Origin of the sequence: Vibrio sp. (assembly GCF_047973365.1) — a bacterium.
In the GTDB taxonomy this organism is placed as follows: Bacteria; Pseudomonadota; Gammaproteobacteria; order Enterobacterales; family Vibrionaceae; genus Vibrio.
The window spans coordinates 1-25,130 of record NZ_JBKEBW010000083.1; the positions used below are offsets into that span (position 1 = coordinate 1).

Sequence of the window (25,130 nt, forward strand, 5' to 3'; positions counted from 1 at the left end):
CTGCGCTGAAAGAACCTAATGGTCTGCTGGCGTTTGGGGGAGATCTCAATCCCGAACGGATTTACCAAGGCTACCAAAGCGGCATTTTTCCTTGGTATGGTCCTGATGAGCCTATTCTATGGTGGAGCCCTTCGCCACGCGCTGTGTTTGATCCTAAGACCTTCATTCCGGCAAAAAGTGTGAAAAAGTTTCAACGCAAACACCAGTACACTGTCAGTATTAATCACGCGACCGCTGATGTCATCGATATGTGCGCAGCGGTACGTTCTCCGGAAGAGACCTGGCTGAATGAAGAAATGCGTCACGCCTACACTCAGCTTGCCCGTGCAGGAAAGTGTCATTCGGTGGAAGTGTGGCACCACCACGCCTTAATTGGTGGGTTGTATGGCATTGAAGTAGGCCGATTATTTTGTGGCGAGTCGATGTTCAGCCTTGCAACCAACGCATCAAAAATTGCATTGTGGTATTTCTGCCATCATTTCAACGTTCATCAAGGTCAGTTGATTGATTGCCAGGTGATGAACCCGCACCTTAAATCATTGGGCGCTAAGGAATTATCCCGCGACAAATTCATGCAATCATTGCTATCTTTAAAAGAACAGCGTGTAACAGAAAGTTGTTTTCAACCTCAATGGCTGACTTGCCCGGTTGAAGCATCTGCTGAGGAGTAAGTATGAGTTCCGATCTGCAGCATATTCGTATTGGTCTCACCAACAACCATCCGTGCAGCTACCTCAAAGACCGTATGGAGCGCGTCGCGGTCGCTATCGACACTCAGATGCAATCGCCAGAAAATTATGAAACTCTGCTGGCCAACGGTTTTCGCCGCAGCGGAGATACGATTTACAAGCCCCATTGTGATACCTGCAGTGCCTGCGAAGCTCTGCGGGTTTCTGTGGCAGATTTTGTACCATCCAAAAGTCAGAAACGATTGCTCGCTAAAACGCACAGCGAGTTTAGTTGGGAACTCAAGGACGATATGGACAAAAGCTGGTTCGCGCTCTATTCACGTTATATTAAAGCGCGCCATCGCAACGGCACCATGTACCCACCGCGCAAAGACGAGTTTGATAAGTTCGCACATTCTGAGTGGCTCGATACACGCTATTTGCATATTTATCATCATGATACCTTGGTTGCGATCGCGATTACCGATTTGCTTCCCCACAGCGCCAGTGCATTTTACACCTTCTTTGACCCGGACCACCCACTCTCGCTGGGCACACTCGGTGTGCTGACCCAACTGGAGCTTTGTCGACAAATGGGTAAACAATGGCTTTATTTGGGATATCAAATCGATGAATGTCCTGCCATGAACTACAAAGTGCGCTTCCAGCCTCATCAAAGGCTAGTAAATCAGCGTTGGCAAGGGTAGAATACGCCCCAACTTTACATATTGATTGATTAACGGCAGAATGCGGCCGTTAATTTTTGCCTAATTTCTAAAGAGGATTAAATGGCTAAAGAAGACGTAATTGAGATGCAAGGCACTGTCCTTGATACTCTTCCAAACACAATGTTCCGTGTTGAGCTTGAAAACGGTCACGTAGTAACGGCTCACATCTCAGGTAAAATGCGTAAAAACTACATTCGTATTCTAACGGGTGACAAAGTTACTGTTGAGATGACTCCATACGATCTATCGAAAGGCCGCATCGTCTTCCGTGCTCGTTAATCTCTGATTTTCGAATACAACAAAAAACGGAGCAAAATGCTCCGTTTTTTGTTGTTGTTCTAAAGGATATAAAAAAGCGCATCTTTCGATGCGCTTTTATGTTTGATGTTGAATGATTTCAAGGCTTAATGCAGCACTTCTTCTTTAGCACCTAAGTAATCAAACGTGAGATGGTCATCGTTCAGAGCCACTTTCACTGTACCACCGTCAACCAATGCGCCAAACAATAGTTCATTAGCCAGAGGTTTCTTCAACTGCTCTTGAATCACACGTCCCATTGGACGTGCACCCATTTCGCGGTCATAGCCTTTCATAGCCAACCAGTGGCGAGCACCTTCTGAAACTTCCAGCGATACACCACGTGCATCCAACTGAACTTGTAGTTCAACAATGAATTTATCAACCACTTGGTGAATGACACTTTCATCCAAGCTGTTAAACCAGATGGTGTGATCTAAACGGTTACGGAATTCCGGTGTAAACACTTTCTTAATTGCTGCCATGGCGTCATGACTATGATCTTGTTGAATCAAACCAATGGATTTCTTCACTGTTTCCGCCACACCCGCATTCGTCGTCATCACTAAGATGATGTTACGGAAATCTGCTTTACGACCATTGTTATCAGTAAGCGTACCGTTATCCATCACTTGCAATAGTAAGTTAAAGATATCAGGGTGTGCTTTTTCAATTTCATCAAGAAGTACAACAGAATGTGGGTTCTTAATCACCGCATCCGTTAGCAAGCCACCTTGGTCATAGCCCACATAGCCCGGAGGAGCACCAATCAAACGGCTTACCGAGTGACGCTCACCATACTCAGACATATCAAAACGCAGTAGTTCGATACCTAATAGCTTAGAAAGCTGCACTGTAACTTCTGTTTTACCCACTCCCGTAGGACCGGCAAATAAGAATGAACCTACAGGTCGATTATCGGCGCCTAGTCCCGCACGAGTCAGTTTGATGGATTCCGTCAATACATCGATAGCATTGTCTTGTCCGAACACCAACATCTTCATTTTCTTATCAAGATTTTTCAGAATATCCTTGTCAGATGACGAAACAGATTTCTCTGGAATACGAGCCATTTTTGCAACCATAGACTCGATCTCCGCCACACCGACGGTTTTCTTACGTTTGCTTGCTGGCATCAAACGAACACGCGCTCCCGCTTCGTCAATAACGTCAATCGCTTTGTCAGGTAAGTGACGTTCGTTGATGTATTTAGCTGACAATTCTACTGCTGCACGCAGAGCTTTATTGGTATAACGCACATCGTGGTGAGCTTCGTATTTTGGTTTCAAACCCATCAAAATTTTAGTGGTGTCATCCAAAGACGGCTCTACAACATCAATTTTTTGGAATCGACGAGACAGTGCTCGTTCCTTCTCAAAAATGTTACTGTATTCCTGATAAGTGGTTGAGCCGATACAACGTAATTTACCGCTACTTAGCAGAGGCTTAATCAAGTTCGCTGCATCCACCTGACCACCAGATGCAGCCCCTGCACCGATGATGGTATGAATTTCATCGATAAAGAGAATCGCATCTTTCTCTTTTTCTAGCTGTTTGAGAATAGTTTTAAAACGCTTCTCGAAATCACCACGGTACTTGGTACCCGCCAATAATGAACCGATATCCAATGAGTAAATTACACTGCTCTGAATCACTTCAGGTACCTGGCCTTCCACGATTCGCCAAGCTAAGCCTTCTGCAATAGCCGTTTTACCAACACCAGCCTCACCGACTAATAGCGGGTTGTTTTTTCGGCGACGACACAGCACTTGAATGGTACGTTCAAGTTCCTTGTCACGGCCAATCAGCGGGTCAATCTGTCCTTGACCAGCCAATTGGTTCAAATTTGTCGCAAAACTTTCTAGTCTTTCATCTGCGGATGAATCATCTGAGCTATCGGTACCGAATGAATCCGAAGACGAATCCTCACCCGAGCCACTTGATGTTTTGGTAATTCCGTGAGAAATGTAGTTAACGATATCCAAACGACTAATGTCGTTCTTTTTCAATAGATAAGCTGCGTGGGATTCCTGCTCGCTGAAAATGGCAACCAGCACGTTTGCACCGGTGACCTCACTACGACCGGAAGATTGAACATGGAACACTGCACGTTGCAGCACACGCTGGAAACTAAGTGTTGGCTGAGTCTCACGTGTTTCGTCATTGTCTGGGATGAGGGGGGTTGTCTGATCAATAAATACATCAAGCTCTCGACGTAATACGTCAATGTCTGCCTGACAGGCCAATAATGCTTCCTTCGCTGCATCGTTTTCCAACAATGCAAGTAGGAGGTGCTCGACGGTCATGAATTCATGTCTTTTGTCTCGCGCTCGAGCGAACGCGCCGTTTAGACTAGACTCTAGTTCTTTATTAAGCATAAGGCCTCCTTAAAGAACAACCACGTCTGCTAGTGTTACGCTTTTTCCATCGTACAAAGCAGTGGATGCTCGTTTTCCCGTGCGTACATTGTCACTTGAGCGACTTTCGTCTCTGCAACTTCAGCAGTAAACGTGCCACAAATTGCTTTCCCTTCATAATGAACTCTGAGCATCACCTGTGTCGCTTTTTCTATGTCCATAGAGAAGAAGCGTTCAAGGATTTCTATCACAAAATCCATCGGCGTGTAATCGTCATTATTGAGTATAACGTTATACATCGGCGGTGGTTTTGTTGCTGTTTTCTCTTGCTCCAGTAGATCTGAGCCTGGAGTTACCCATTCGAAGTTTTTACTCATGATGGCCGTATTTAGGAGTGTTTCTCTTAAACATGTCTCTTCTCTTAAAATGTCATCACTTTTTGATAACCTAACGTGCTGTCAGTGAAGGTGAAAAACAATCCTTACTTAGAGACTAATGCAGCAATTGTATCGCTGCAAATAAAACATTGCTATTCACAATCGAGTTTATTCTAAACGTTCAACAACGCGTCACCTTTCTGTAACACTATTGGGACTAAAGTCTAAAATAAATCCAACCATAAATGGGACCAATATTTGTCGCACGAGTGATATCAAATAGCATAGGACAATCTCAAAAGTGATTTGCTTATAAAAGTACGCATTTTTATACCATTATCCTATTGACTGTGCTCAATCATTGACTACATTGGTCAAATAGTGACTAAAAATTTGGCAGCGGCTGAATTGATATTCACGAATAGGAGTGATCACCATCAGATTTTCTGATAACGGATATTAGAGTGAATTTCTCCGTAACAACATCAGTAACAAAATGCATGAGGGACGTATAGCATGGCTACAGGTACAGTAAAATGGTTCAATAACGCCAAAGGATTCGGATTCATCTGTCCGGAAGGCGAAGATGGAGACATTTTTGCTCATTATTCTACTATCCAGATGGATGGCTACCGCACATTGAAAGCGGGACAGCAAGTAGCGTATGAAGTTGAACAAGGACCTAAAGGTTACCACGCTAGTAGTGTCGTACCTATTGAAGGGCAACAATCTAAATAGTTCGCTGCCAAATAAATCATTACTAATAACTGACCTTATGGTTGATTAAAAGATGAAGATTTATTAATTGATAGATATGAAAAACCCGCCTTGGCGGGTTTTGTGTTTTCGTTTTATTAGAAACTAGAAACGCAGTGACTATTATGTACGGTCTACTACTTATGTTCGCTCTACTATGCTGTTCAGCGTTGCACTTGGGCGCATTAGATTAGAAACCACCGCATCGTTTAATGCATAGTAACCACCTAAATCACCCGTAACGCCTTGAGCACCATTCAGCTCAGCCACAATTTTCTCTTCGTTAGACAATAACTGCTCAGCGACTGGAGTAAACTCAGCCGCAAGATCTGCATCCTGAGTTTGTGCAGCTAATGCTTCAGCCCAGTACGCCGCTAGGTAGTAATGGCTGCCACGGTTATCTAGTTCACCCACTTTACGTGATGGCGATTTGTTAAGGTCTAGGAATTTACCTGTCGCTTTATCTAACGCATCAGCCAATACTTGCGCTTTCACATTACCTGTTACCACGCTTAGATGCTCTAGCGAAGCCGCAAGAGCCAAGAACTCACCCAAAGAGTCCCAACGTAGATGGTTCTCTTTTTGAACTTGTTGAACATGCTTAGGCGCTGAACCACCGGCACCCGTTTCAAACAGACCACCACCATTCATTAGTGGAACGATTGAAAGCATCTTCGCTGATGTACCTAGTTCAAGAATTGGGAACAAGTCTGTTAGGTAGTCACGTAGTACGTTACCTGTTACAGAAATGGTGTCTTTACCTTCTTTGATACGCGCTAGCGAGTATAGGGTTGCATCTACAGGTGAAAGGATCTTGATCTCCAGACCAGCAGTATCGTGCTCAGGCAGATACTGCTTCACTTTCTTAATCAGCTCAGCATCGTGTGCACGAGCTTCGTCTAGCCAGAACACAGCCGGAGTCTTGGTTGCACGCGCACGGTTTACCGCAAGCTTAACCCAGTCTTGGATTGGAGCATCTTTAACCTGACACATACGGAAGATGTCGCCAGCTTCAACTTGTTGCTCAAGAAGTACTGTACCTGCTGCATCAACAACGCGTACTACACCGTCCGCATCCAGGATGAAGGTTTTATCGTGTGAACCGTATTCTTCTGCTTTTTGCGCCATTAGACCCACGTTTGGTACGCTGCCCATGGTCGTTGGATCAAACGCGCCATGCTCTTTACAGAACTCGATCACTGCCTGATAAACACCTGCGTAGCAACGGTCCGGGATCACTGCTTTGGTATCTTTTTGTTTACCGTCAGGGCCCCACATTTGACCAGATGAACGAATCATCGCTGGCATAGAAGCGTCAACGATAATGTCGCTTGGTACATGCAGGTTAGTGATACCACGGTCTGAATCAACCATAGCTAGCGACGGTTGAGTGGCATAAACCGCTTGTAGAGCAGCTTCAATTTCTTCACGTTGTGCTGCTGGTAATGCTTGAATTTTGGCGTAAACGTCACCTAAGCCGTTGTTTACATCAACGCCCAACTTGTCAAATACTTCACCATATTTGTCGAAGACTTCTTTGTAATAAACTTTAACTGCATGACCAAAAATAACTGGGTCAGAGACTTTCATCATGGTTGCTTTCATATGCAGAGAAAGTAGAACGCCTTGCTCTTTTGCGTCAGCGAATTCTTTTTCGAAAAACTTAACTAATGCATTCTTGTTTAGCACGCTAGCATCGATAACTTCTTTATCTTTCAGCGCGAAAGGCTTTTTCAATTCTTTGCTTGAACCGTCTTTAGCGACGAACTGGATAGAAACTTGTGTTGCACCTTCAACAGTGACTGATTTTTCACTACCAAAGAAATCTTTGTCACTCATACTAGCGACATGGGATTTAGAATCTGCTGACCAAGCACCCATTGAGTGTGGGTTCTTCTTGGCATAGTTTTTCACTGATGCGGGAGCACGACGGTCAGAGTTGCCTTCACGCAGTACAGGGTTTACCGCACTACCTTTGATTTTGTCGTAAGTCGCTTTAATCGCTTCTTCTTCATAAGTCGCAGGCTCTTCTGGATAATTCGGCAGTGCAAATCCTTTGTCTTGAAGTTCTTTGATTGCGGCCTTTAGCTGAGGAACAGACGCCGAGATGTTTGGCAGTTTGATGATGTTCGCTTCAGGAGTTTGTGCAAGTTCACCAAGCTCGGTCAGAGCATCACCAACGCGTTGATCTTGTTTCAAATGCTCTGGGAAATTAGCAAGAATACGTCCCGCTAACGAAATGTCACGGGTGTCAATTTCAATGCCCGACGATGCTGTAAATGATTGGATAATTGGCAGCAGTGAATATGTAGCAAGTGCTGGGGCTTCGTCAGTAATTGTATAAATAATTGTAGGTTTATCTGTTGGCATGAACTTTCCCTATTTGTTCTAACAACACATTGGTCTGTGTTGTGTGAATGTACGGCTCAAGCGAGAAACATCTCAAACTTGGGCTCGATAGCCTCACTCTTTCCTTTTGTGTTCGAATAACTTCCAGGTGTGGACAACCCTAATGAGTCCTCGATGCAGTCCTTGAGTGAAGATCGTTATAATTAAACAAAATTAGGATAATAGTCTATCATCTTGTCGCTTATCCTATTTCTGGGCGCGCAAATGATAGCGCAAAAGCGAGTTTTAGAAAACTTTCAAATACACTTCATTTACATTTTTGCAAGGTAGTTAACATGTCATCCAGCTCGCGTAGAAGTCCTGCTAATGCTTCTCATCCGACAAGTGCTCACTCAAAGAAGCCACGTTTTAAACATAGCAATCGTCCGACCGCTGCTCGCCCTGCAAATCAACAGCGAACACATAAATCTGCGCTACAAAAACCCAAAGTGAGTCCAGAAGATCGTAAAGTAATTGTTTTTAATAAACCTTATGACACCTTGAGCCAGTTTACCGATGGCGAAGGTCGAAAAACATTAGCCGATTTCATTGCGGTAAAGGATGTGTATGCGGCAGGCAGACTTGACCGAGACAGTGAAGGCTTGATGGTATTAACCAACGATGGGATTTTGCAAGCAAAGCTCACCCAACCGGAATCCAAATCGCCTAAAACTTATTGGGTACAAGTTGAAGGATCCCCTTCTGAGGCAGATTTAGAAAAACTTAGAAATGGCGTAACCCTAAAAGATGGACCAACGCTGCCAGCAAAAGTGGAGATAATGGATGAGCCTCAGCTTTGGGAGCGACATCCTCCAGTACGCTTTCGCGCAGCCATTCCAACCACTTGGCTTGCGATTACCATCATTGAAGGTCGTAACCGTCAAGTAAGGCGGATGACCGCACACATTGGCTTCCCTACTCTTCGTTTGGTTCGCTACTCAATGGGTAATATTGAGTTGGGCGACCTTCAGCCTGGCGAGTGGAAAGGAATCTCTATTGATGAAGCATAAAGAAATGATCGACGGGGCCTCGGCCCTGTCCCACTTCAAGCAAATCAGCATCTCCTATCGCTTGGGTAATGTATTGTTTGGCATGACTGACTGCTGAGAGCATATCTTCTCCTTGAGCCAAAAACGAAGCAATGGCTGAAGACAAGGTGCACCCCGTCCCATGAGTATTGGGAGTGCGAATTCTCGCAGTGCTTAATCTGTGTGTTTCATTTTGGGTAATCAACAAGTCATCACTCTCATCAGACGCCTCTAAATGCCCGCCTTTGAGCAATACAGAGGAAGTACTTAACTGACGCATTGCAGCAACCATCTGCTCAATTTGGTCAGCGTTTTTCGGCTCAGCGAGCCCTGTGAGCGCTGCGGCTTCTGGTAGATTGGGCGTAATAATGCTTGCGAGAGGCAACAAGCGATCTTTCAAGCTGCCTATCGCCGTTTCTTTTAGCAATAAATCGCCACTGGTTGCCACCATCACGGTATCCAACACAATGTATTTTGGTCGATATTGTTCCAACTTATCAGCCACCAAATTGATGATATCGGCATCCGCCAGCATGCCAATTTTTACCGCGACAATGTTGAGATCTTGGAATACTGCATCTAACTGACTTTCAATGTGAGGTAGAGGAATGGGCAAGATATCAAACACACCCAATGTATTTTGAGAGGTAATCGCGGTGATCACCGAAGCCGCATAACCGCCTGTAGCAGAAATGGCTTTAATATCGGCTTGAATGCCCGCGCCGCCGCCGCTATCTGAGCCAGCAATAGTAAGAACGACAGGAATTGAACTGGATTTATGCATAACTGCTCCTTTAGGGTATGACATACAGGAACAGTCTCTCGAAAGCGCATCAGAGATAGACGGCAAAACGAGAAATTCAATCGCGATGATTGGATTAGTTCCCTACGTCAGTATTAACTGAATCAGGTTCAACGGGTCTCGCAGTGCGATCTCAGCCTTATGGCTCCCCGACTAATGGCGGACAGAATAACAATTATTTTGTCAGTGATGCAATTTATTACGAGTGCAGAGAATAAGTTACGTAATAGTGTCTATACTTTGTTAAGTAAAATTGTTGAGTAGAATTACACTGTGAGAACAAGTAGGCCGTTAACTCAGTTGGTAGAGTAGTTGACTCTTAATCAATCGGTCGCGGGTTCGAGCCCCGCACGGCCTACCAAACTGTTCTCTATCTTACAGCAGCTACTTATGACGCTCTTTGAGCTTATTAATCACATCACTCATCGACAGACCTTGGTCTTGAAGCAAGACAAGCAAGTGATAAATCAAGTCCGCAGACTCACAAACTAATTCCGCCTTATCGCCCGACGTCGCCGCAAGCGCAACTTCGACACCCTCTTCGCCCACTTTCTGCGAGATGCGTTTGGTGCCACGCGCATAAAGGCTAGCGGTGTAAGAGGATTCAGGGTCGGCACTCTTGCGGGCAGCCAATAGCTGCTCAAGTTGATGAAGCCACACCATTTGTGACTCCTCTTGTGCATCACCGTCCCAACAAGTTGTTGTGCCAGTGTGGCACGTTGGACCAATCGGATTCACTTTCACCAGCAAGGTGTCTTGATCGCAGTCCAAAGCAATATTTTTCAATTGCAACACGTTGCCAGAGGTTTCACCTTTGGTCCATAGGCGCTGCTTGGTGCGCGAATAGAAAGTGACTTGTTCTGTTTCCAACGTTTTCGCTAGTGCTTCTTGGTTCATGTAGCCCATCATGAGCACTTGGCTTGAACCAAAGTCCTGCACTATTGCAGGAACAAGACCATCAACCTTTTCCCAATTAATTCGTTCCGCTAGGCTCATAGTCTCACCTCAACCGCTTGTTGTTTTAAATATTGCTTGAGTTCACCAATATTGATGATTTGTTTGTGGAACACTGATGCAGCTAACGCACCATCCACATTCGCTAATTTGAACGCATCGGCGAAGTGCTCCATTGCGCCGGCACCGCCAGAAGCAATTAGTGGAACATGGCATACGGAGCGAACCATATTCAGTTGCTCGAGGTCGTAACCGTTTCGCACGCCGTCTTGGTTCATCATGTTCAATACGATTTCGCCCGCGCCACGTTTTTGTACTTCCTGAACCCAATCTTTGGTTTGCCACTTGGTCGCTTTAGTCCGCGCTTCATCGCCTGTAAACTGGTAAACCTGATATTTACTCGTCTCTTTATCAAAGTAGGAATCGATGCCGACAACGATACATTGCACACCAAACTTATCCGCTAAATCCGTGATTAGCTGAGGATTGGCTAATGCTGGCGAGTTAATCGAAACTTTGTCCGCTCCGAACTCAAGAATACGGGCCGCATCTTCAGCTGATTTAATACCACCAGCGACACAGAAAGGAATGTCAATTACCTCTGCAACTCGCGCAACCCAGCTTTTATCCACCACACGACCATCACTGGATGCGGTGATATCGTAAAACACCAACTCATCAGCGCCCTCTTCCGCATAACGTTTGGCTAGCGGAACAATGTCTCCGATGATTTCGTGATTGCGGAACTGCACGCCTTTCACAACCTGTCCGTCACGAACGTCCAAACACGGGATTATACGTTTTGCCAACATGCGAACGCCTCCTCTGTGGTGAATTTGCCATCAAGCAGAGCACGACCAACAATCACACCTGCAACACCACTGCCTTTCAATGCTTCAATATCCGCTAAACTGCCGATGCCACCGGAAGATTGGAACTGAACCTGTGGGTATTGTTTGCAGAGGTCTACATACAGCTCAACGTTAGAACCAGCTAGCGTTCCGTCACGGGAAATGTCGGTACAGAGTACATGTTTCAAACCGACGGTTAAGTAGTCTTCAATCAGTGCTTCGATGGTGACACCTGAATCTTCCTGCCAGCCAGAAATCGCCACTTTGCGAGTACCGTCAGCATCGATATTAATATCCAAAGCCAACACGATTTTTTCTGCGCCGTATTTGCTCATCCAACCTTTAACAAGCTCAGGTTGCTTAACAGCGGTTGAGCCAACTACAACGCGTTGCGCACCAGCTTCGAGCAGATCAACCACGTCTTGCTCGCTGCGTACACCACCGCCTATTTGAATATTGGCTGGAGTACCTGCCAGTAATTTTGCAATCAGGTCTAACTGACGTGCACAGGTGTCTTTCGCACCGGTTAAATCCACTAGGTGTAGCCAGTCAGCGCCAGCTTTGTTGTATAAATTAAATTGTTCTACTGGGTCGACTTTATATTCTGTCACTTGGCCGTAATCGCCCTGATAGAGGCGTACAACCTGACCTTCAATTAAATCTAATGCGGGAATAATCATTTCTGTTCCTTATTCGACTTGCCGCTTTATCGCTTACAGCTTCCGTTTATTTTTTTCCGTTTATTTTTTAGAGCTCCAGGAAGTTCTGGATTAACTTAGAACCGGCTTTTGATGAACGCTCTGGGTGGAATTGAACACCGTAATAGTTGCCATTTTGAATCGCTGCGCTAAATGGATTTCCGTAGTCACATTGTGCGATGGTGTAATCACCTACTGGCATTGCAAAGCTGTGTACAAAATAGAAGTACTCACCCTCTTCAATATCTTTGAAAAGCGGGTTGCCAGCTTTAGCCGAAACGGTATTCCAGCCCATGTGAGGCAATGGCAAATCACCGGTTTGCATTAAGCGAACTTCACCTTCAACTAAGCCCAGACATTCAACGATATCATCCGCTTTCTGTCCTTTCTCTTCAGATAATTTGCCTAGCAGCTGCATACCTAAACAGATGCCAAGTAGCGGTTTATCTACCTTAGCCACAAGCTCGATTAAGTTACGTTCTTCAAGGTTCTTCATCGCTTCGCTGGCTGTTCCTACACCCGGCAAGAACAGCTTATCCGCAGCAAGAACCACTGCTGGGTCTTTTGAAATCGTCACTGGGTAGCCCAAACGTTCAATGGCGAATTTCACTGAAGAAACGTTGGCACAACCTGTATCGATAATGACAACTTTTTGTTCATTCGCCATTAGAGAACCCCTTTGCTGCTTGGCAACTCATTTCCTTGTACTTGAATAGCTTGACGCAGTGTACGACCAAACGCCTTAAATAAGCTTTCAATGATGTGGTGGTCATTCTCACCAGTAGAAGACAAGTGCAGAGTGCACGCCAGTGTGTCAGTTAGTGAGCGGAAGAAGTGATAAACCATTTCAGTGGATAAATCGCCTACTTCTGGGCGGCTGAACTCAGCGTCGAATTTCAAATAAGGGCGACCTGACAGGTCTAATGCACATTGCGCTAAACATTCGTCCATTGGCAGAGTAAACCCAAAACGACCAATACCACGCTTATCGCCTAAGGCTTCTTTAATCGCCTGACCAAGTGCCAAAGCGGTATCTTCAACCGTGTGGTGGTCATCGATGTGCAGGTCACCATCCACTTTAAGCTTTAATTGGAATCCACCGTGAGTGGCGATTTGATCAAGCATGTGGTCAAAGAAACCTAATCCTGTTTCGATTTCGTTACCGCCCGTTTCATCCAAATTCACCGCTACCTTGATATCGGTTTCTTTTGTCTTACGAACCACACTTGCAGTACGAGCCTTAACGGTAAGATCTTTGACAATTTGAGGCCAGTTCATGGTTTCTGGGTTGTACTGAATGCCACGGATAGCCATGTTCTCTGCCAGTTGCAGATCCGTGACTCGGTCACCAATGACAACCGATGATTTAAAGTCAACTTTGCCGCCTTGAAGGTACTCTTTCACCATACCTAATTTAGGCTTACGGCAAGAGCAGTTGTCTTTTTCAAAGTGAGGACAAATCAACACATCATCAAATTTCACACCTTGAGAGGAAAAGATATCCATCATCATATTGTGTGGCGCATCGAAGTCTTCTTGCGGGTAGCTGCTTGTGCCTAAACCGTCTTGGTTAGTCACCATAACCAAACGGTAACCCGCGTCTTGCAGAGTCAACAAACTTGGGATAACAAAAGGTTCCAGTTTCAGTTTGTCTAAACGGTCAACCTGAAAATCCACCGGAGGCTCAACAATCAAAGTGCCGTCACGGTCGATAAAGAGAATTTTCTGTTGGGTGCTCATGGTAGAATCCTTTCTATTGGTAGTAGTTACGAATAAACGCGACCGTCTTTTCGCACTCTTCTCTATTGCCTACGCTAATGCGCACACAATTTTCAATCGGTGAGTTACGTAAAATAATGCCTGAATCCCATGCGGCTTTGAACAAAGCGTCACCGTTTGGGAACTTGACCAACAAGTAGTTACCCCATCCTTCAAACACTTGCACACCACTCACCATAGACAAACCCACTTGCATATATGCACGATTAGCGTTTAGGTCCAGCACTTGGTATTTAGCACGTGCAAGACCAGCTTCAGACAATGCCTGAGTAGCAATTTCAGCCACTGGCACTGGCACTGGGTATGGTGCGATGACTTTTAGCAGCACATTGATCAACTCTTCATTAGCAAGAGTAAAACCACAACGTAGCCCTGCGAGAGCAAACGCTTTAGATAGCGTACGTAGAATCGCCAAGTTTGGGTATTGCGCCAGCAAATCGACTGTAGATGCTTCTGGGCAGAAATCGATGTAGGCTTCGTCCATTACGACAATCGCGCGGTCTTTGGTCATTTCTAGCAGAGTGACAATGTCCTCACGCTTAACCAAGTTCCCCGTTGGGTTATTTGGGCTACAAACAAATACCAGCTTTACGTTTTCCAGATTGGCTTCGATATTGGCCAAATCTAACTGCCATTCTGCGGTTAGCGGTACTTTCTTGCGTTCAACACCAATGGTTTCTGCGCTGATTGCGTACATGCCGTAAGTCGGTGGGCAGAACAAAATCGCATCTTGGTTTGGCTCACAGAAAGCACGCACCAACAGTTCAATACCTTCATCAGCGCCACGAGAAGTTAGTACTTGCTCTGGCTTGACCCCTGCATATGCGGCATAAGCGTTGATGAGTTCCGGTGGCTGGCATTCGCTATAACGGTTTAAACGCGCGAAATTGGTTTTGTATTCATTATTGAATGGTGATTCGTTAGCGTTTAGCCACACGTCACCGCTTCCGCCAATGCGGCGAGCAGAGAGATAAGGCGTTAGTTCCTGAACCTGTTTACGAGCGAGTTTTTCCATGATAATTACGCCTTCTGTCCTTTTTCAATAGCAAGCTTTTCAATACGAATAGTCACGGCACGTTTGTGTGCGTCTAAACCTTCCGCGTCTGCCATTTTTACCACAGTTGGTGCCAATGATTTCAGACCATCGGCACTCAGCTCTTGCACTGTCATACGCTTGCTAAAATCCGCTAAACCTAAGCTCGAGTAAGTGCGGGTATAACCGTAGGTTGGCAGCACGTGGTTAGTGCCTGAAGCATAATCACCCACTGATTCTGGTGACCAGTCGCCCAAGAAAATTGAGCCTGCATTGTCTAACAGCGGCACTAATTCACGAGGATTCTTAGTCTGAACAATCAAGTGCTCTGGGCCATAGTAGTTAGAAATTGAAACAGCCTGAGTTAACGACTCTGCAATTATGATTAAGCTTGAAGCGAGAGCTTTTTCAGCAGTTGCGGCGCGAGATAGCGACTTAAGCTGCTTTTGAACCGCATCAGCCACTTGATCCGCAACGACTGGTGAAGGTGTGACCAAAACAACTTGTGAATCAGGACCGTGCTCAGCTTGGCTTAGTAAGTCTGCTGCAATGAAATCCGCGTCCGCAGTGTCATCCGCAATCACTAACACTTCTGATGGACCTGCTGGCATATCAATCGCTGCGCCACGGAAATCATTACTCACTTGGCGTTTTGCTTCCGTTACATACGCATTGCCTGGGCCAAAAATCTTATCCACTTTCGCTACGCTTTCTGTACCGTAAGCCATTGCTGCAATTGCTTGGCCGCCACCAACGTTATAAACCTCATCGATCTTACAAAGCTTAGCGACATAAAGAATTTCATCCGCAATCGGCGGAGGAGAACACAACACGACTTTACGACAACCGGCAATTTGTGCTGGAACACCAAGCATCAATACCGTTGATGGTAATGGCGCGCTGCCACCAGGAATGTACAAACCTACTTTGTTGATTGCGCGTGTTACCTGTTCACACACAACACCTGGCATAGTTTCAACTTTGATCGGTGCTGCTTTTTGTGCTTTATGAAATTTAGAGATGTTGTTGTAAGCCAATTCCAACGCTTGCTTCATTTCGTCATCAAGACGCTCACATGCCGCGTCAATCTCTTCTGCCGAAACACGAATTGAATCCGGTTTACACTTATCGAATTTCTCAGTCAGTTCTAACAGAGCAGAGTCACCTTCCGCTCGAACTTTGGCAATAACTTCCGCAACCGCAGCAGTGATATTCGCTCCTTCAGCGATAGCAGGACGTTCCAATACTGAGTCTTGCTGAGTTTCACTCAGCGATTGCCAAACAATCGTTCTCATCAGGGTTACTCCATCATCTTTTCAATTGGTAATACAAGAATAGAACTTGCACCAAGAGCTTTTAACTTTTCCATTGTTTCCCAGAACAAATTCTCAGCACTGACGAGGTGTACCGCTACGCGAGTTTTATCAGCAGAAAGTGGTAACACAGTTGGGTCTTCTGCGCCTGGAAGTAGCGCTGTGATTTGAGGTAGTTTTTCCACTGGCGCGTGCAGCATGATGTATTTCGATTCTTTCGCTTGTTGCACGCCGTTCATACGAGTAAGAAGGCGGTCAATTAAGGCAGCTTTATCTGGAGCAAACTCACCGGTACGTTGAATCAGCTTCGCTTTCGATTGGAAAATCACTTCCACTTCTTTTAGACCATTGGCTTCAAGTGTAGCGCCTGTGGAAACTAAATCTGCAATTGCATCAGCAAGGCCGGCGCGAGGAGCGACTTCCACCGAACCCGTAAGCATACAAGTACTGAAATCAATACTACGTTCAGCCATGTACGCCTTAAGGAGTTGCGGATAAGTGGTTGCAATCCGTTTGCCTTGAAGGTCTTGTGGACCGTTGTATTCGACATCTTTGTCAATGGCGATAGAAAGACGACAACCACCAAAGTCCATGCGACGAAGGTCAACGAAATCACTTGGCTGGTTTAGAGCAATACGGTCATAACGAGTTTCTTCCAAAACGTTCTCACCCACGAAACCTAAGTCAACCACGCCATCCATGATCAAACCCGGGATATCGTCATCACGAACAAGCAGCAGGTCAATCGGCATATTTAGTGAATGAACCACTAAGCGTTCACCCATAACATTAAACTTAACACCACACTTTTTCAGTAGGTCTTGGCACTCATCGCTTAAACGACCTTTCTTTTGCACTGCGATTCTTAGGCGTTGTGTTTGCATTACATTCTCCCTTCGTAATATATTGAAATCTTTAATTTTAATTAAACTAGATAGTATTTTAATTAAACTAGATAGTAAAAAAACCCTTGGGAGATTGGTCTCCCAAGGGTTTAAAATCTTAAAATACTTTGATTTAACCACCGGGAGAATCCTGTCTCCCGGGTATGCGTACATCTCCCGAAAGACTGCTAGGGATGATGGTGATGATGAATGTTCATGACAAAATTACGCATACTTAATTACACCGAATGTGTTCACTGGATTGCTTTCAACACTATCTAAGCTCGTCTCATTTTTCAACAAAAAATTTCATTTTTTGCCATCTTTTTCTGAGTGCCGTTTTTCGAGCACAAAAAAGGAGACCTAAGCCTCCTTCAATAATTAGCCATATCAAGCATTAAGCTGTTTTACAGCTCACCATTTTTGATTTCGCTAACAGGTTGAATACAAAGCACACGGCAATGAACGCTGCCGTAGAGGCGGCTAGAGAAGCAAGTACAGAGAGCGTCATACCAAGCACAACAAAACCGACACAAGATACAGCCGCAACCGCTAAGGCATATGGAAGCTGAGTTGAAACGTGGTCAATGTGATTACAACGCGCACCTGTCGAAGACAGAATGGTAGTATCTGAAATGGGAGAACAGTGGTCACCAAATACAGAACCCGCGAGTACCGCGCTCAGCATAGGTAACATCAGAGCAATTTCAGTTGCCCCTGCCATATCACCTGCGATTGGCAGCATGATGCCGAATGTGCCCCATGACGTGCCTGTTGAGAACGCCATAATGCCTGACAGTAGGAACAAAATAACTGGCAGCCAGTGTGGGTCAATATTGCCTTGAGCTAAAGAAGACAAGTACGCGCCTGTTTTCATGTCGCCGATAACTGAACCAATCGTCCATGCAAACACAAGAATTAAGATCGCACCAAACATTGACTTAGCGCCAATCCAAAGTGTGCGTGCGATTTCAGTGATCGCGATACCTTGTTTAACCACAGTAAACAAAGCAACCACTAAGCCAACCAAACCACCATAAATAAGTGAAGTACCAACATCGGTGTTTTCAAATGCACCGAGCACGTCGAACGCCTTACCATCCGCTGCCAATGCCTGACCACCTGTGTATAGCATTGAACCTACGGTTGCGATAATCAGCAACACGATTGGGAAGATAAGATCTGAAACTTTACCCTTCTCACTTTCACGAATATCAAGTTCGTCATTTAAGTCTCGTGCTTGTTCATCGTTCTCAGACATGTCATCGTCGAAACCTTGGCCTTGAGATGCATTGATTTCATGTTGACGCATCTGCCCGATATCCATTTGGAACCATACAACGGCAAACACCATCAACAAAGCAAATAGTGCGTAAAAGTTCATTGGTACTAAACGCAAATAGGCGCCTAAAGCAGAATATTCCGTCATACCGTGTGAGACTAAAATGCCACTAATGATAGTCATTATGTATGCACCCCAACTCGAAGCAGGCATCACTACGCACATTGGTGCCGCAGTTGAATCTAGAATGTATGCCAATTTAGCACGTGACACATAGAAGCGATCGGTAACAGGACGAGAAATTGAGCCCACCGCTAAACTGTTAAAGTAGTCATCAACGAAAATGAAAACGCCTAAGAAAGCAGCCAATAACTTAGAGCCACGTTTGCTTTTAACCCGTATTTGCGCCCATTCAGCGAAGGCACGAGTACCACCAGAAAGCGTTAATAACGCCGTCATCATGCCTAATAATAGTAAGAAGCCAACGATACTCATGTTCCAAGTATTCAGACCGCCGTCTTCGATAAAGACGTTTTTAACTTTTGTGCCGACATAGCTAACTGCATCAGCTACTGAATAATCAGCAAGTAACAAAGCGCCAAGAGCAATACCCATTCCCAAAGAAACAAGTACACGACGAGTAATAATAGCGAGGCTCAACGCCACTAATGCTGGGACTAGTGACAAAGGAGACGATGCAAAATCTAATAAATTCATGATCTTCAAAAACCAGTAATATTTCGGTTAGAGATCTACTGCAGTCAAATCACATTGAATGAAATCAATGCGATTAATGTTGAACTAAGCGAAAGGGAAGTGAACACTCCACCCAACCCTACAGTAGCGCTCCATAGTTTAACAACAATATAGACTATGGCAGTGTTGCCCCTATTCGACGACAACCCCAGCTAGTAGCTTGATGGACTAACTAACTTCGGCGATATGACCTTTCTCCGGCATTCATTGGCATCACCCCAATACTGGATACTCTTCAATATCGCTCCTCTACGTCGGAGATAGCACAATTATCTACGCAAACTAAATATTGCGTGATGATTAAACAGACTCCGCTTTAGGTGTGACGTATTGTACTTAACAATACTGTCAATGCAACACAGAATTTCATTTTTCATTACAACTAATATACTCAAGTAACTTCATAATGCCGATGAATGCTATTTCATAAAGCAAACCGCCCGTTTTAAGATAGCGTAACAATTATTGGATACATATCGGTTTCAAATGTTACTTTGCATTTGTTATATTCCCTTCTTAATAATAAGGCTTAGTTTAGACAATCAACCTTTATTACTACTAGATTGGTTTTTTTTTAATTATTTGCATTAATATTACGTTAATTTTATTGTAAGACTAAATAACTCGGTTTATTATTAGACCGTTAATTGTTTAATTAAACAGGATTAAGAAATGTCGGAAATCACTAAAACTCTATTAAATATTCGTAGTCTACGTGCATTTTCACGCGATCTAACTTTAGAGCAACTTGAAGAAGCGCTTGATAAATTAACGATCGTAGTTGAAGAGCGCAGAGAATCTGAACAACAAGAGCAAGCAGCTCTAGCGGAACAAGAAGCAAAATTGGCAGCAATCGCTGAACAAATTGCCAGCGAAGGTATCGATATTCAAGCATTAATGTCGGCACTAGCAGGCGAAACAAAATCGAAATCAAAAGCAAAAGGCAAACGCGCACCTCGTCCAGCGAAATATAAATACATGGACAATGGCGTAGAAAAAACTTGGACAGGTCAAGGCCGTACACCTTCAACAATTCAAAAAGCATTAGATGAAGGTAAATCTCTAGAACAATTCGAAATTTAATTTTCGAGTTTGCAAAAAAGGCTCCGATTATGGAGCCTTTTTTATTAATGTTATTCAAGCCGATTGAAAGAATAAATGTTATTTAAGCAACGAGTTTATCTTTCCCAGTAGGCTTCTTCTAAGCTATCTTCACGTTCAGGAAGACCACGGGACAGACGTGGAGAATGCTGAGCCAGCACTTCATAACTTACTCGATTTGCATATTTGCACACTTGTGAAAACGAAGAATAGGTTAAGAAATTATGTTGGTGTTTACTTGAGTTTGGCACATTACCTTTATGGTATTTATTTGCTGCCATATCATGCAGTAAAGCCGATAATGCAGCATCGCCGGCACCGTTAGTGTTCTTAATTTTCTCAGGCCCCCCCATATAAGGGGATATATGTGAATAAACTCGTGTCGGATTTTCGCAACTAATTTTTGTTGCTGGACGACTAAATTCAAAGCGATTAAATTCAGGAATTGAACCCGGTAATAAAGGTAGCGAAGTCTCTCTTTTACTTTCATCTTCGGTATAACCTGCCATATATAAACCAACAGGACCGGCTGTACATAAAACTAAATCAATCCAGTCTAATGCTTTATCAGATGCCATTAAAGGATCCGTTTCACCGGTTAATGCCTCTGCTTCGTCTTCATTCATTGCTACAACAGCAACATGATCAGATAAAAATTGTTGCCAATATTTAGGATCATCCTGAATAACAAATTTTGTTCCTAGTGTTAATACTACTGGCACATCATATTTTTTCGCATATTCAATTGCGCGCATTGTGGCTTGCGGCATTGGGTCACCTTCTTTACAGCGAACCAAATATGCAGTGATCACCAATGCAGATGCATTTTTAAATATTTTTTCAGGGATACTATCTGGGTGCAGTCTATTCATTTGCCCTTCACTAATTGCAAATGTACGCTCACCATCTTCAGTAATTAAAGCAAAACATCGACCAATTGCACCATCAACACCTTGCAGATAATTTAGGTCCATTCGACTAGAGGTATTACATAAATAGCGGTAACCGTAGCTGCCAATTTTAATATCCTGGCTCATCACACCAAGCAGCGTAGAACGGTCATCTGCTAGTACCGAATAATTGTGCAATGTATTGCCAATAGTTCCACCTGCAAATTCATTTTTGATCAATCCATTTCGCTTAAGTTCTGCATACAGATCTTCCGCAGTTTGATCGTCAATCACCAATGAATGCCCTTTACTAAGGCCAAAACGTTCAATAAGTTCAGAATCCACTTTCGCTTCAATATCAACCAATGTCTGATCAATACCAATAATATGTGTACGCGATAATTTCTTATTGTCTTGTGCTTGGATGACTAATGGGTCACGTGCATTGACGGGAAAGTAATGTTTAGACTTACGTTGGCCAGGAAATTTCATAACGTTTTATTTGGGTGCTTGAGAAGAAAAGAGCCGGAATTTTACCTTGCGTCGAATAAGGCAGCAACTCAACTAAACATAGCAAACGTTTACGTCTAAAAAGTTTTTTCACAACTCTTTTCTTACGCAACAATAGTGGATAACGATTACATTACCATTCACCCCATCAATACTGGGAACTTAGCAATAAATTACACCAATTTAGAAGTGTGATTGCAGTCTCGGATCTGTCCTCAAAAAAGTCTTTCTGTTAGAATCTGCGTCCAAGTCAATCAAGTGGTATTAAGTCATGTCAGATAACCGCAACGCAAACAGCCAAAAGAAAGTCATTGTAGGCATGTCAGGTGGCGTTGATTCTTCCGTTTCAGCATATCTTCTTCAGCAACAAGGCTACCAGGTAGAAGGTCTTTTCATGAAGAACTGGGAAGAAGATGATAACGAAGAATATTGTACAGCTGCAGAAGATCTTGCTGATGCTCAGGCAGTCTGTGACAAACTTGGTATCCATTTGCACACCATTAATTTCGCGGCGGAATACTGGGACAACGTGTTCGAATATTTCTTAGCGGAATACAAAGCGGGTCGCACACCAAACCCAGACATTCTTTGTAACAAAGAAATCAAGTTCAAAGCATTTTTGGAATTTGCGGATGAAGTGTTAGATGCAGACTATATAGCTATGGGTCACTACGTTCGTCGCACCTTTATTGTAGAAAATAAAAAGGCAGAAGACGGTGAAAAGCCACAAATGCTACGTGGTAAAGACAACAATAAAGACCAAAGCTACTTCTTATATACGCTGAGCCACGAACAAGTTGCGCGCAGTTTATTCCCAGTCGGTGAATTAGAAAAACCAGAAGTTCGCCGTATTGCAGAAGAACAAGGTTTAATCACTGCGAAGAAAAAAGATTCAACCGGTATCTGTTTTATCGGTGAGCGCAAATTTACCGACTTCTTATCTCGCTATTTACCTGCTCAGCCGGGTAAAATAGAAACTCCTGAAGGTAAAGTTATTGGTGAACATCAAGGCCTTATGTACCACACACTAGGTCAACGTAAAGGCTTACATATTGGTGGTCAAAAAGGCGGCGGTGGTAACGAAGAACCATGGTACGTAGCAGAGAAAGACCAAAAACGTAATGTGCTTATCGCAGTACAAGGTGCAGACCATCCTTTACTGAAGTCTTACGGTTTAATGGCATCGCAACTGCATTGGGTTGATCGTACACCGGTTAAAGAGGCATTCCGTTGCTCAGTGAAGACACGTTATCGTCAAACTGACATCCCTTGCACCGTTATCCCCGTCGATGACAACAATATCAAGGTGATGTTTGACGACCCACAAGTCGCAGTTACCCCAGGACAGTCTGCTGTTTTCTACCAAGGCGACGTATGTCTGGGTGGCGGCATTATTGAACAACGTATTTGTTAAGGAGTATTTACGTGGCTAACACAATTTATGACCGAACTATCGCGTTTGCTGGAATTTGCCAAGCTGTCACCTTAGTGCAAAAAGTAGCGAAAGACGGTTACTGTGATTCAGACGCGTTTGAAACTTCACTGCGTGCCATTTTGGCAACGAACCCAAGTAACACTATAAGTGTTTTTGGTCGCGAAGCCGATTTGAAAGTCGGCCTTGAATGTCTGGTCAATGGTATTGATAGCACGCCAGCCGGCAGTGCCATCACTCGATATATTATTAGTTTGTTGGCTCTGGAACGCAAACTTACAGGCCGCAGAGATGCGATGTCTCAACTGGGCGATCGTATTCAAATGATTGAACGTCAAGTTGAGCATTTTGATCTGCTAGATGAACAAATGATCAGCAACTTGGCGAGTGTATATCTAGATGTGATTAGCCCTATTGGTCCTCGCATCCAGGTTGCCGGTACTCCAACAGTATTACAACAAACATCTAACCAACAAAAAGTTCGTGCGCTACTATTATCTGGTATTCGTTGCGCAGTACTTTGGCGTCAGGTAGGCGGTCGACGTCTCCACCTTGTTTTCGGACGTAAGAAAATGGTGGATCAGGCTAAGATTCTACTGGCCAGAATGTAATCGTTAGCTCGCACATTGCGAGCTAATTTTTTGACTACAAATTTTCGAATAAAACAAACCTCGCGCAAACGTTTGCGCAATATTCGTGACAATTGCCATTGATACTGGTATAAAGCACACGAAATTTAGAAACCCATTCAGGAGAACATCATGGAACTGTCAGCATTGACTGCTGTTTCACCAGTAGACGGCCGTTACGGCAGTAAAACTATTGCATTACGCAGTATTTTTAGTGAATTTGGCTTACTTAAATACCGTACTATCGTTGAAATTCGCTGGTTACAGAAGCTTGCAGCAACAGCTGAGATTGCAGAAGTTCCTGCATTCAGTGAAGAAGCAAACCAATTCCTTGATAGCGTTGCAGCAAACTTCAGCGAAGCTGATGCACAACGTATCAAAGATATCGAACGCACGACTAACCACGACGTAAAAGCGGTGGAATATTTCTTAAAAGAAAAAGTCGCTGGCGTTGCTGAACTTCACGCAGTTAATGAGTTCATTCATTTTGCATGTACTTCTGAAGACATCAATAACACATCTCATGCTTTGATGCTTAAAGAAGCACGTGATACGGTTATCCTTCCTGAAATCCGTAACATTATTGATGCCATCCGTGGTTTAGCGGCTGAATACCGTGACATCCCTCTTCTATCTCGTACACATGGTCAGCCAGCATCGCCATCAACCATGGGTAAAGAGATGGCGAACGTTGCATACCGTATGGAACGTCAGTACAAGCAGATCGCGAACGTTGACATTCTTGCGAAAATCAACGGTGCAGTTGGTAACTACAATGCTCACCTTTCTGCATACCCAACACTGGACTGGCATAAATTTAGCGAAGAGTTCATCACTGAATCTCTTGGTGTAACTTGGAACCCGTACACAACTCAAATCGAACCTCACGATTACATCGCTGAGCTATTTGATGCTGTTTCACGTTTCAACACCATCCTTATCGACTTCGATCGTGACGTTTGGGGCTATATCGCTCTGGGTCATTTCAAGCAAAGAACCATTGCTGGTGAAATCGGCTCTTCAACCATGCCGCACAAAGTTAACCCAATCGACTTCGAAAACTCAGAAGGTAACTTAGGTCTGGCTAATGCTGTGTTTACTCACCTAGCACAAAAACTGCCTATCTCTCGTTGGCAACGTGACCTTACAGACTCAACAGTACTGCGCAACCTAGGCGTAGGCGTAGGTTATGCAATTATTGCCTACACCTCGACTCTGAAAGGTATCAGCAAGCTAGAAGTGAACCGTGACGCTCTGTTGGCTGAGCTAGATAAGAACTGGGAAGTTCTAGCAGAACCAGTACAAACCGTGATGCGTCGTTACGGCATTGAAAAACCCTACGAGAAGCTAAAAGAACTGACTCGAGGCAAGCGTGTAGACGGCGAAGCAATGCGCAACTTTATCGATGGTCTAGAACTGCCTGCAGAAGAGAAAGCGCGTTTGAGAGAGATGACACCGGCAAGCTATATCGGTCAAGCGATCGAGCTAACTGATAAGCTATAAGCTCGATGTAACAAAAAAAGGGAAGCAAGCGCTTAATGTCTGTCAGTTAAGCTCAAAAAGACAGAGTTCTCGTTCCCACGGTCTGAAGTGACCCCCAATAATTGGTTGTCCAAC

23 protein-coding genes, 1 tRNA gene, 2 riboswitches and 1 other annotated feature are annotated in these 25,130 nt (G+C 44.3%); of the genes, 10 read left to right on the plus strand and 14 right to left on the minus strand.

Going from position 1 to position 25,130, the window contains the following annotated elements:
- The 3 genes from aat to infA all read left to right on the plus strand — a co-directional run.
- A partial coding sequence (gene aat, locus ACK5MF_RS11015) for a leucyl/phenylalanyl-tRNA--protein transferase (protein ID WP_416922132.1) occupies positions 1 to 671 on the plus strand: 671 nt, incomplete at its 5' end.
- 2 nt (positions 672 to 673) lie between these two features.
- Positions 674 to 1,375 carry an arginyltransferase gene (locus ACK5MF_RS11020; protein ID WP_416922134.1) on the plus strand — a complete coding sequence of 234 codons (702 nt, stop codon included), beginning with the start codon at positions 674 to 676 and terminating at the stop codon, positions 1,373 to 1,375.
- Between the two features lie 81 nt (positions 1,376 to 1,456).
- Positions 1,457 to 1,675: a translation initiation factor IF-1 gene (gene infA / locus ACK5MF_RS11025; protein ID WP_001040192.1), complete on the plus strand. Its 219-nt coding sequence runs from the start codon at positions 1,457 to 1,459 to the stop codon at positions 1,673 to 1,675.
- A 125-nt stretch (positions 1,676 to 1,800) separates the two neighbouring features.
- Here infA and clpA read toward each other — a convergent pair whose 3' ends face one another.
- Both clpA and clpS read right to left on the minus strand, forming a co-directional pair.
- On the minus strand, positions 1,801 to 4,071 hold the full coding sequence (gene clpA / locus ACK5MF_RS11030) for an ATP-dependent Clp protease ATP-binding subunit ClpA (protein WP_416922168.1): 2,271 nt from the start codon (positions 4,069 to 4,071) through the stop codon (positions 1,801 to 1,803).
- Between the two features lie 35 nt (positions 4,072 to 4,106).
- Entirely contained in the window at positions 4,107 to 4,427 is a 321-nt protein-coding gene (gene clpS / locus ACK5MF_RS11035; RefSeq protein ID WP_416922170.1) for an ATP-dependent Clp protease adapter ClpS, read from the minus strand.
- Between the two features lie 516 nt (positions 4,428 to 4,943).
- Between clpS and cspD the strand changes: the two genes are divergently transcribed.
- A complete protein-coding gene (gene cspD, locus ACK5MF_RS11040) occupies positions 4,944 to 5,165 on the plus strand; it encodes a cold shock domain-containing protein CspD (RefSeq protein ID WP_042481960.1) in 222 nt (73 codons plus the stop codon).
- 159 nt (positions 5,166 to 5,324) lie between these two features.
- On the opposite strand, the gene ACK5MF_RS11045 is transcribed toward cspD, so the two are convergent.
- Entirely contained in the window at positions 5,325 to 7,553 is a 2,229-nt protein-coding gene (locus ACK5MF_RS11045; RefSeq protein ID WP_416922172.1) for an NADP-dependent isocitrate dehydrogenase, read from the minus strand.
- 314 nt (positions 7,554 to 7,867) lie between these two features.
- On the opposite strand from ACK5MF_RS11045, the gene ACK5MF_RS11050 reads away from it, so the two are divergent.
- Positions 7,868 to 8,581, plus strand: coding sequence for an rRNA large subunit pseudouridine synthase E (locus ACK5MF_RS11050; protein ID WP_416922174.1), 714 nt, complete (start codon positions 7,868 to 7,870; stop codon positions 8,579 to 8,581).
- On the opposite strand, the gene thiD is transcribed toward ACK5MF_RS11050, so the two are convergent.
- On the minus strand, positions 8,565 to 9,383 hold the full coding sequence (gene thiD, locus ACK5MF_RS11055) for a bifunctional hydroxymethylpyrimidine kinase/phosphomethylpyrimidine kinase (RefSeq protein WP_416922176.1): 819 nt from the start codon (positions 9,381 to 9,383) through the stop codon (positions 8,565 to 8,567). The two genes, ACK5MF_RS11050 and thiD, sit on opposite strands and share 17 nt — an antisense overlap.
- A gap of 82 nt (positions 9,384 to 9,465) precedes the next feature.
- Positions 9,466 to 9,563, minus strand: a riboswitch (TPP riboswitch).
- 123 nt (positions 9,564 to 9,686) lie between these two features.
- Here thiD and ACK5MF_RS11060 point away from each other — a divergent pair.
- A tRNA-Lys gene (locus ACK5MF_RS11060) sits at positions 9,687 to 9,762 on the plus strand.
- Between the two features lie 23 nt (positions 9,763 to 9,785).
- On the opposite strand, the gene hisIE is transcribed toward ACK5MF_RS11060, so the two are convergent.
- From hisIE to ACK5MF_RS11105, 9 genes are all read right to left on the minus strand, one after another.
- On the minus strand, positions 9,786 to 10,397 hold the full coding sequence (gene hisIE, locus ACK5MF_RS11065; protein WP_102941653.1) for a bifunctional phosphoribosyl-AMP cyclohydrolase/phosphoribosyl-ATP diphosphatase HisIE: 612 nt from the start codon (positions 10,395 to 10,397) through the stop codon (positions 9,786 to 9,788).
- A complete protein-coding gene (gene hisF / locus ACK5MF_RS11070; protein ID WP_416922178.1) occupies positions 10,394 to 11,167 on the minus strand; it encodes an imidazole glycerol phosphate synthase subunit HisF in 774 nt (257 codons plus the stop codon). Before hisF ends, hisIE begins: the two co-directional genes overlap by 4 nt.
- Positions 11,149 to 11,886 carry a 1-(5-phosphoribosyl)-5-[(5-phosphoribosylamino)methylideneamino]imidazole-4-carboxamide isomerase gene (gene hisA / locus ACK5MF_RS11075; RefSeq protein WP_416922180.1) on the minus strand — a complete coding sequence of 246 codons (738 nt, stop codon included), beginning with the start codon at positions 11,884 to 11,886 and terminating at the stop codon, positions 11,149 to 11,151. Before hisA ends, hisF begins: the two co-directional genes overlap by 19 nt.
- A gap of 67 nt (positions 11,887 to 11,953) precedes the next feature.
- Positions 11,954 to 12,571 (minus strand): imidazole glycerol phosphate synthase subunit HisH, encoded by a 618-nt coding sequence (hisH, locus tag ACK5MF_RS11080; protein WP_102965995.1) that lies wholly within the window; start codon positions 12,569 to 12,571, stop codon positions 11,954 to 11,956.
- Positions 12,571 to 13,644: a bifunctional histidinol-phosphatase/imidazoleglycerol-phosphate dehydratase HisB gene (gene hisB / locus ACK5MF_RS11085; protein WP_167410473.1), complete on the minus strand. Its 1,074-nt coding sequence runs from the start codon at positions 13,642 to 13,644 to the stop codon at positions 12,571 to 12,573. The genes hisH and hisB overlap by 1 nt, the downstream gene beginning before the upstream one ends.
- Positions 13,645 to 13,657: 13 nt before the next feature.
- Entirely contained in the window at positions 13,658 to 14,698 is a 1,041-nt protein-coding gene (gene hisC / locus ACK5MF_RS11090) for a histidinol-phosphate transaminase (protein ID WP_416922182.1), read from the minus strand.
- Between the two features lie 5 nt (positions 14,699 to 14,703).
- On the minus strand, positions 14,704 to 16,011 hold the full coding sequence (gene hisD / locus ACK5MF_RS11095; protein WP_416922184.1) for a histidinol dehydrogenase: 1,308 nt from the start codon (positions 16,009 to 16,011) through the stop codon (positions 14,704 to 14,706).
- A gap of 5 nt (positions 16,012 to 16,016) precedes the next feature.
- A complete protein-coding gene (gene hisG / locus ACK5MF_RS11100) occupies positions 16,017 to 16,913 on the minus strand; it encodes an ATP phosphoribosyltransferase (protein ID WP_416922186.1) in 897 nt (298 codons plus the stop codon).
- A 74-nt stretch (positions 16,914 to 16,987) separates the two neighbouring features.
- Positions 16,988 to 17,123, minus strand: a sequence feature (His leader region).
- Positions 17,124 to 17,310: 187 nt separating this feature from the next.
- Positions 17,311 to 18,912 (minus strand): Na+/H+ antiporter NhaC family protein, encoded by a 1,602-nt coding sequence (locus ACK5MF_RS11105; protein WP_416922188.1) that lies wholly within the window; start codon positions 18,910 to 18,912, stop codon positions 17,311 to 17,313.
- Between the two features lie 116 nt (positions 18,913 to 19,028).
- Positions 19,029 to 19,211, minus strand: a riboswitch (Lysine riboswitch).
- Positions 19,212 to 19,623: 412 nt separating this feature from the next.
- Here ACK5MF_RS11105 and ACK5MF_RS11110 point away from each other — a divergent pair.
- Complete coding sequence (locus tag ACK5MF_RS11110; RefSeq protein WP_416922190.1) at positions 19,624 to 20,034, plus strand: H-NS family nucleoid-associated regulatory protein; 411 nt, start codon at positions 19,624 to 19,626, stop codon at positions 20,032 to 20,034.
- A 95-nt stretch (positions 20,035 to 20,129) separates the two neighbouring features.
- On the opposite strand, the gene ACK5MF_RS11115 is transcribed toward ACK5MF_RS11110, so the two are convergent.
- Complete coding sequence (locus ACK5MF_RS11115) at positions 20,130 to 21,434, minus strand: inosine/guanosine kinase (protein WP_416922192.1); 1,305 nt, start codon at positions 21,432 to 21,434, stop codon at positions 20,130 to 20,132.
- Positions 21,435 to 21,723: 289 nt separating this feature from the next.
- On the opposite strand from ACK5MF_RS11115, the gene mnmA reads away from it, so the two are divergent.
- The 3 genes from mnmA (at position 21,724) to purB (ending at position 25,016) form a co-directional block, all read left to right on the plus strand.
- Entirely contained in the window at positions 21,724 to 22,866 is a 1,143-nt protein-coding gene (gene mnmA, locus ACK5MF_RS11120; protein ID WP_416922194.1) for a tRNA 2-thiouridine(34) synthase MnmA, read from the plus strand.
- 11 nt (positions 22,867 to 22,877) lie between these two features.
- A complete protein-coding gene (gene hflD / locus ACK5MF_RS11125) occupies positions 22,878 to 23,495 on the plus strand; it encodes a high frequency lysogenization protein HflD (protein WP_416922196.1) in 618 nt (205 codons plus the stop codon).
- A gap of 150 nt (positions 23,496 to 23,645) precedes the next feature.
- On the plus strand, positions 23,646 to 25,016 hold the full coding sequence (gene purB / locus ACK5MF_RS11130) for an adenylosuccinate lyase (RefSeq protein ID WP_416922198.1): 1,371 nt from the start codon (positions 23,646 to 23,648) through the stop codon (positions 25,014 to 25,016).
- Positions 25,017 to 25,130: the final 114 nt, after the last annotated feature.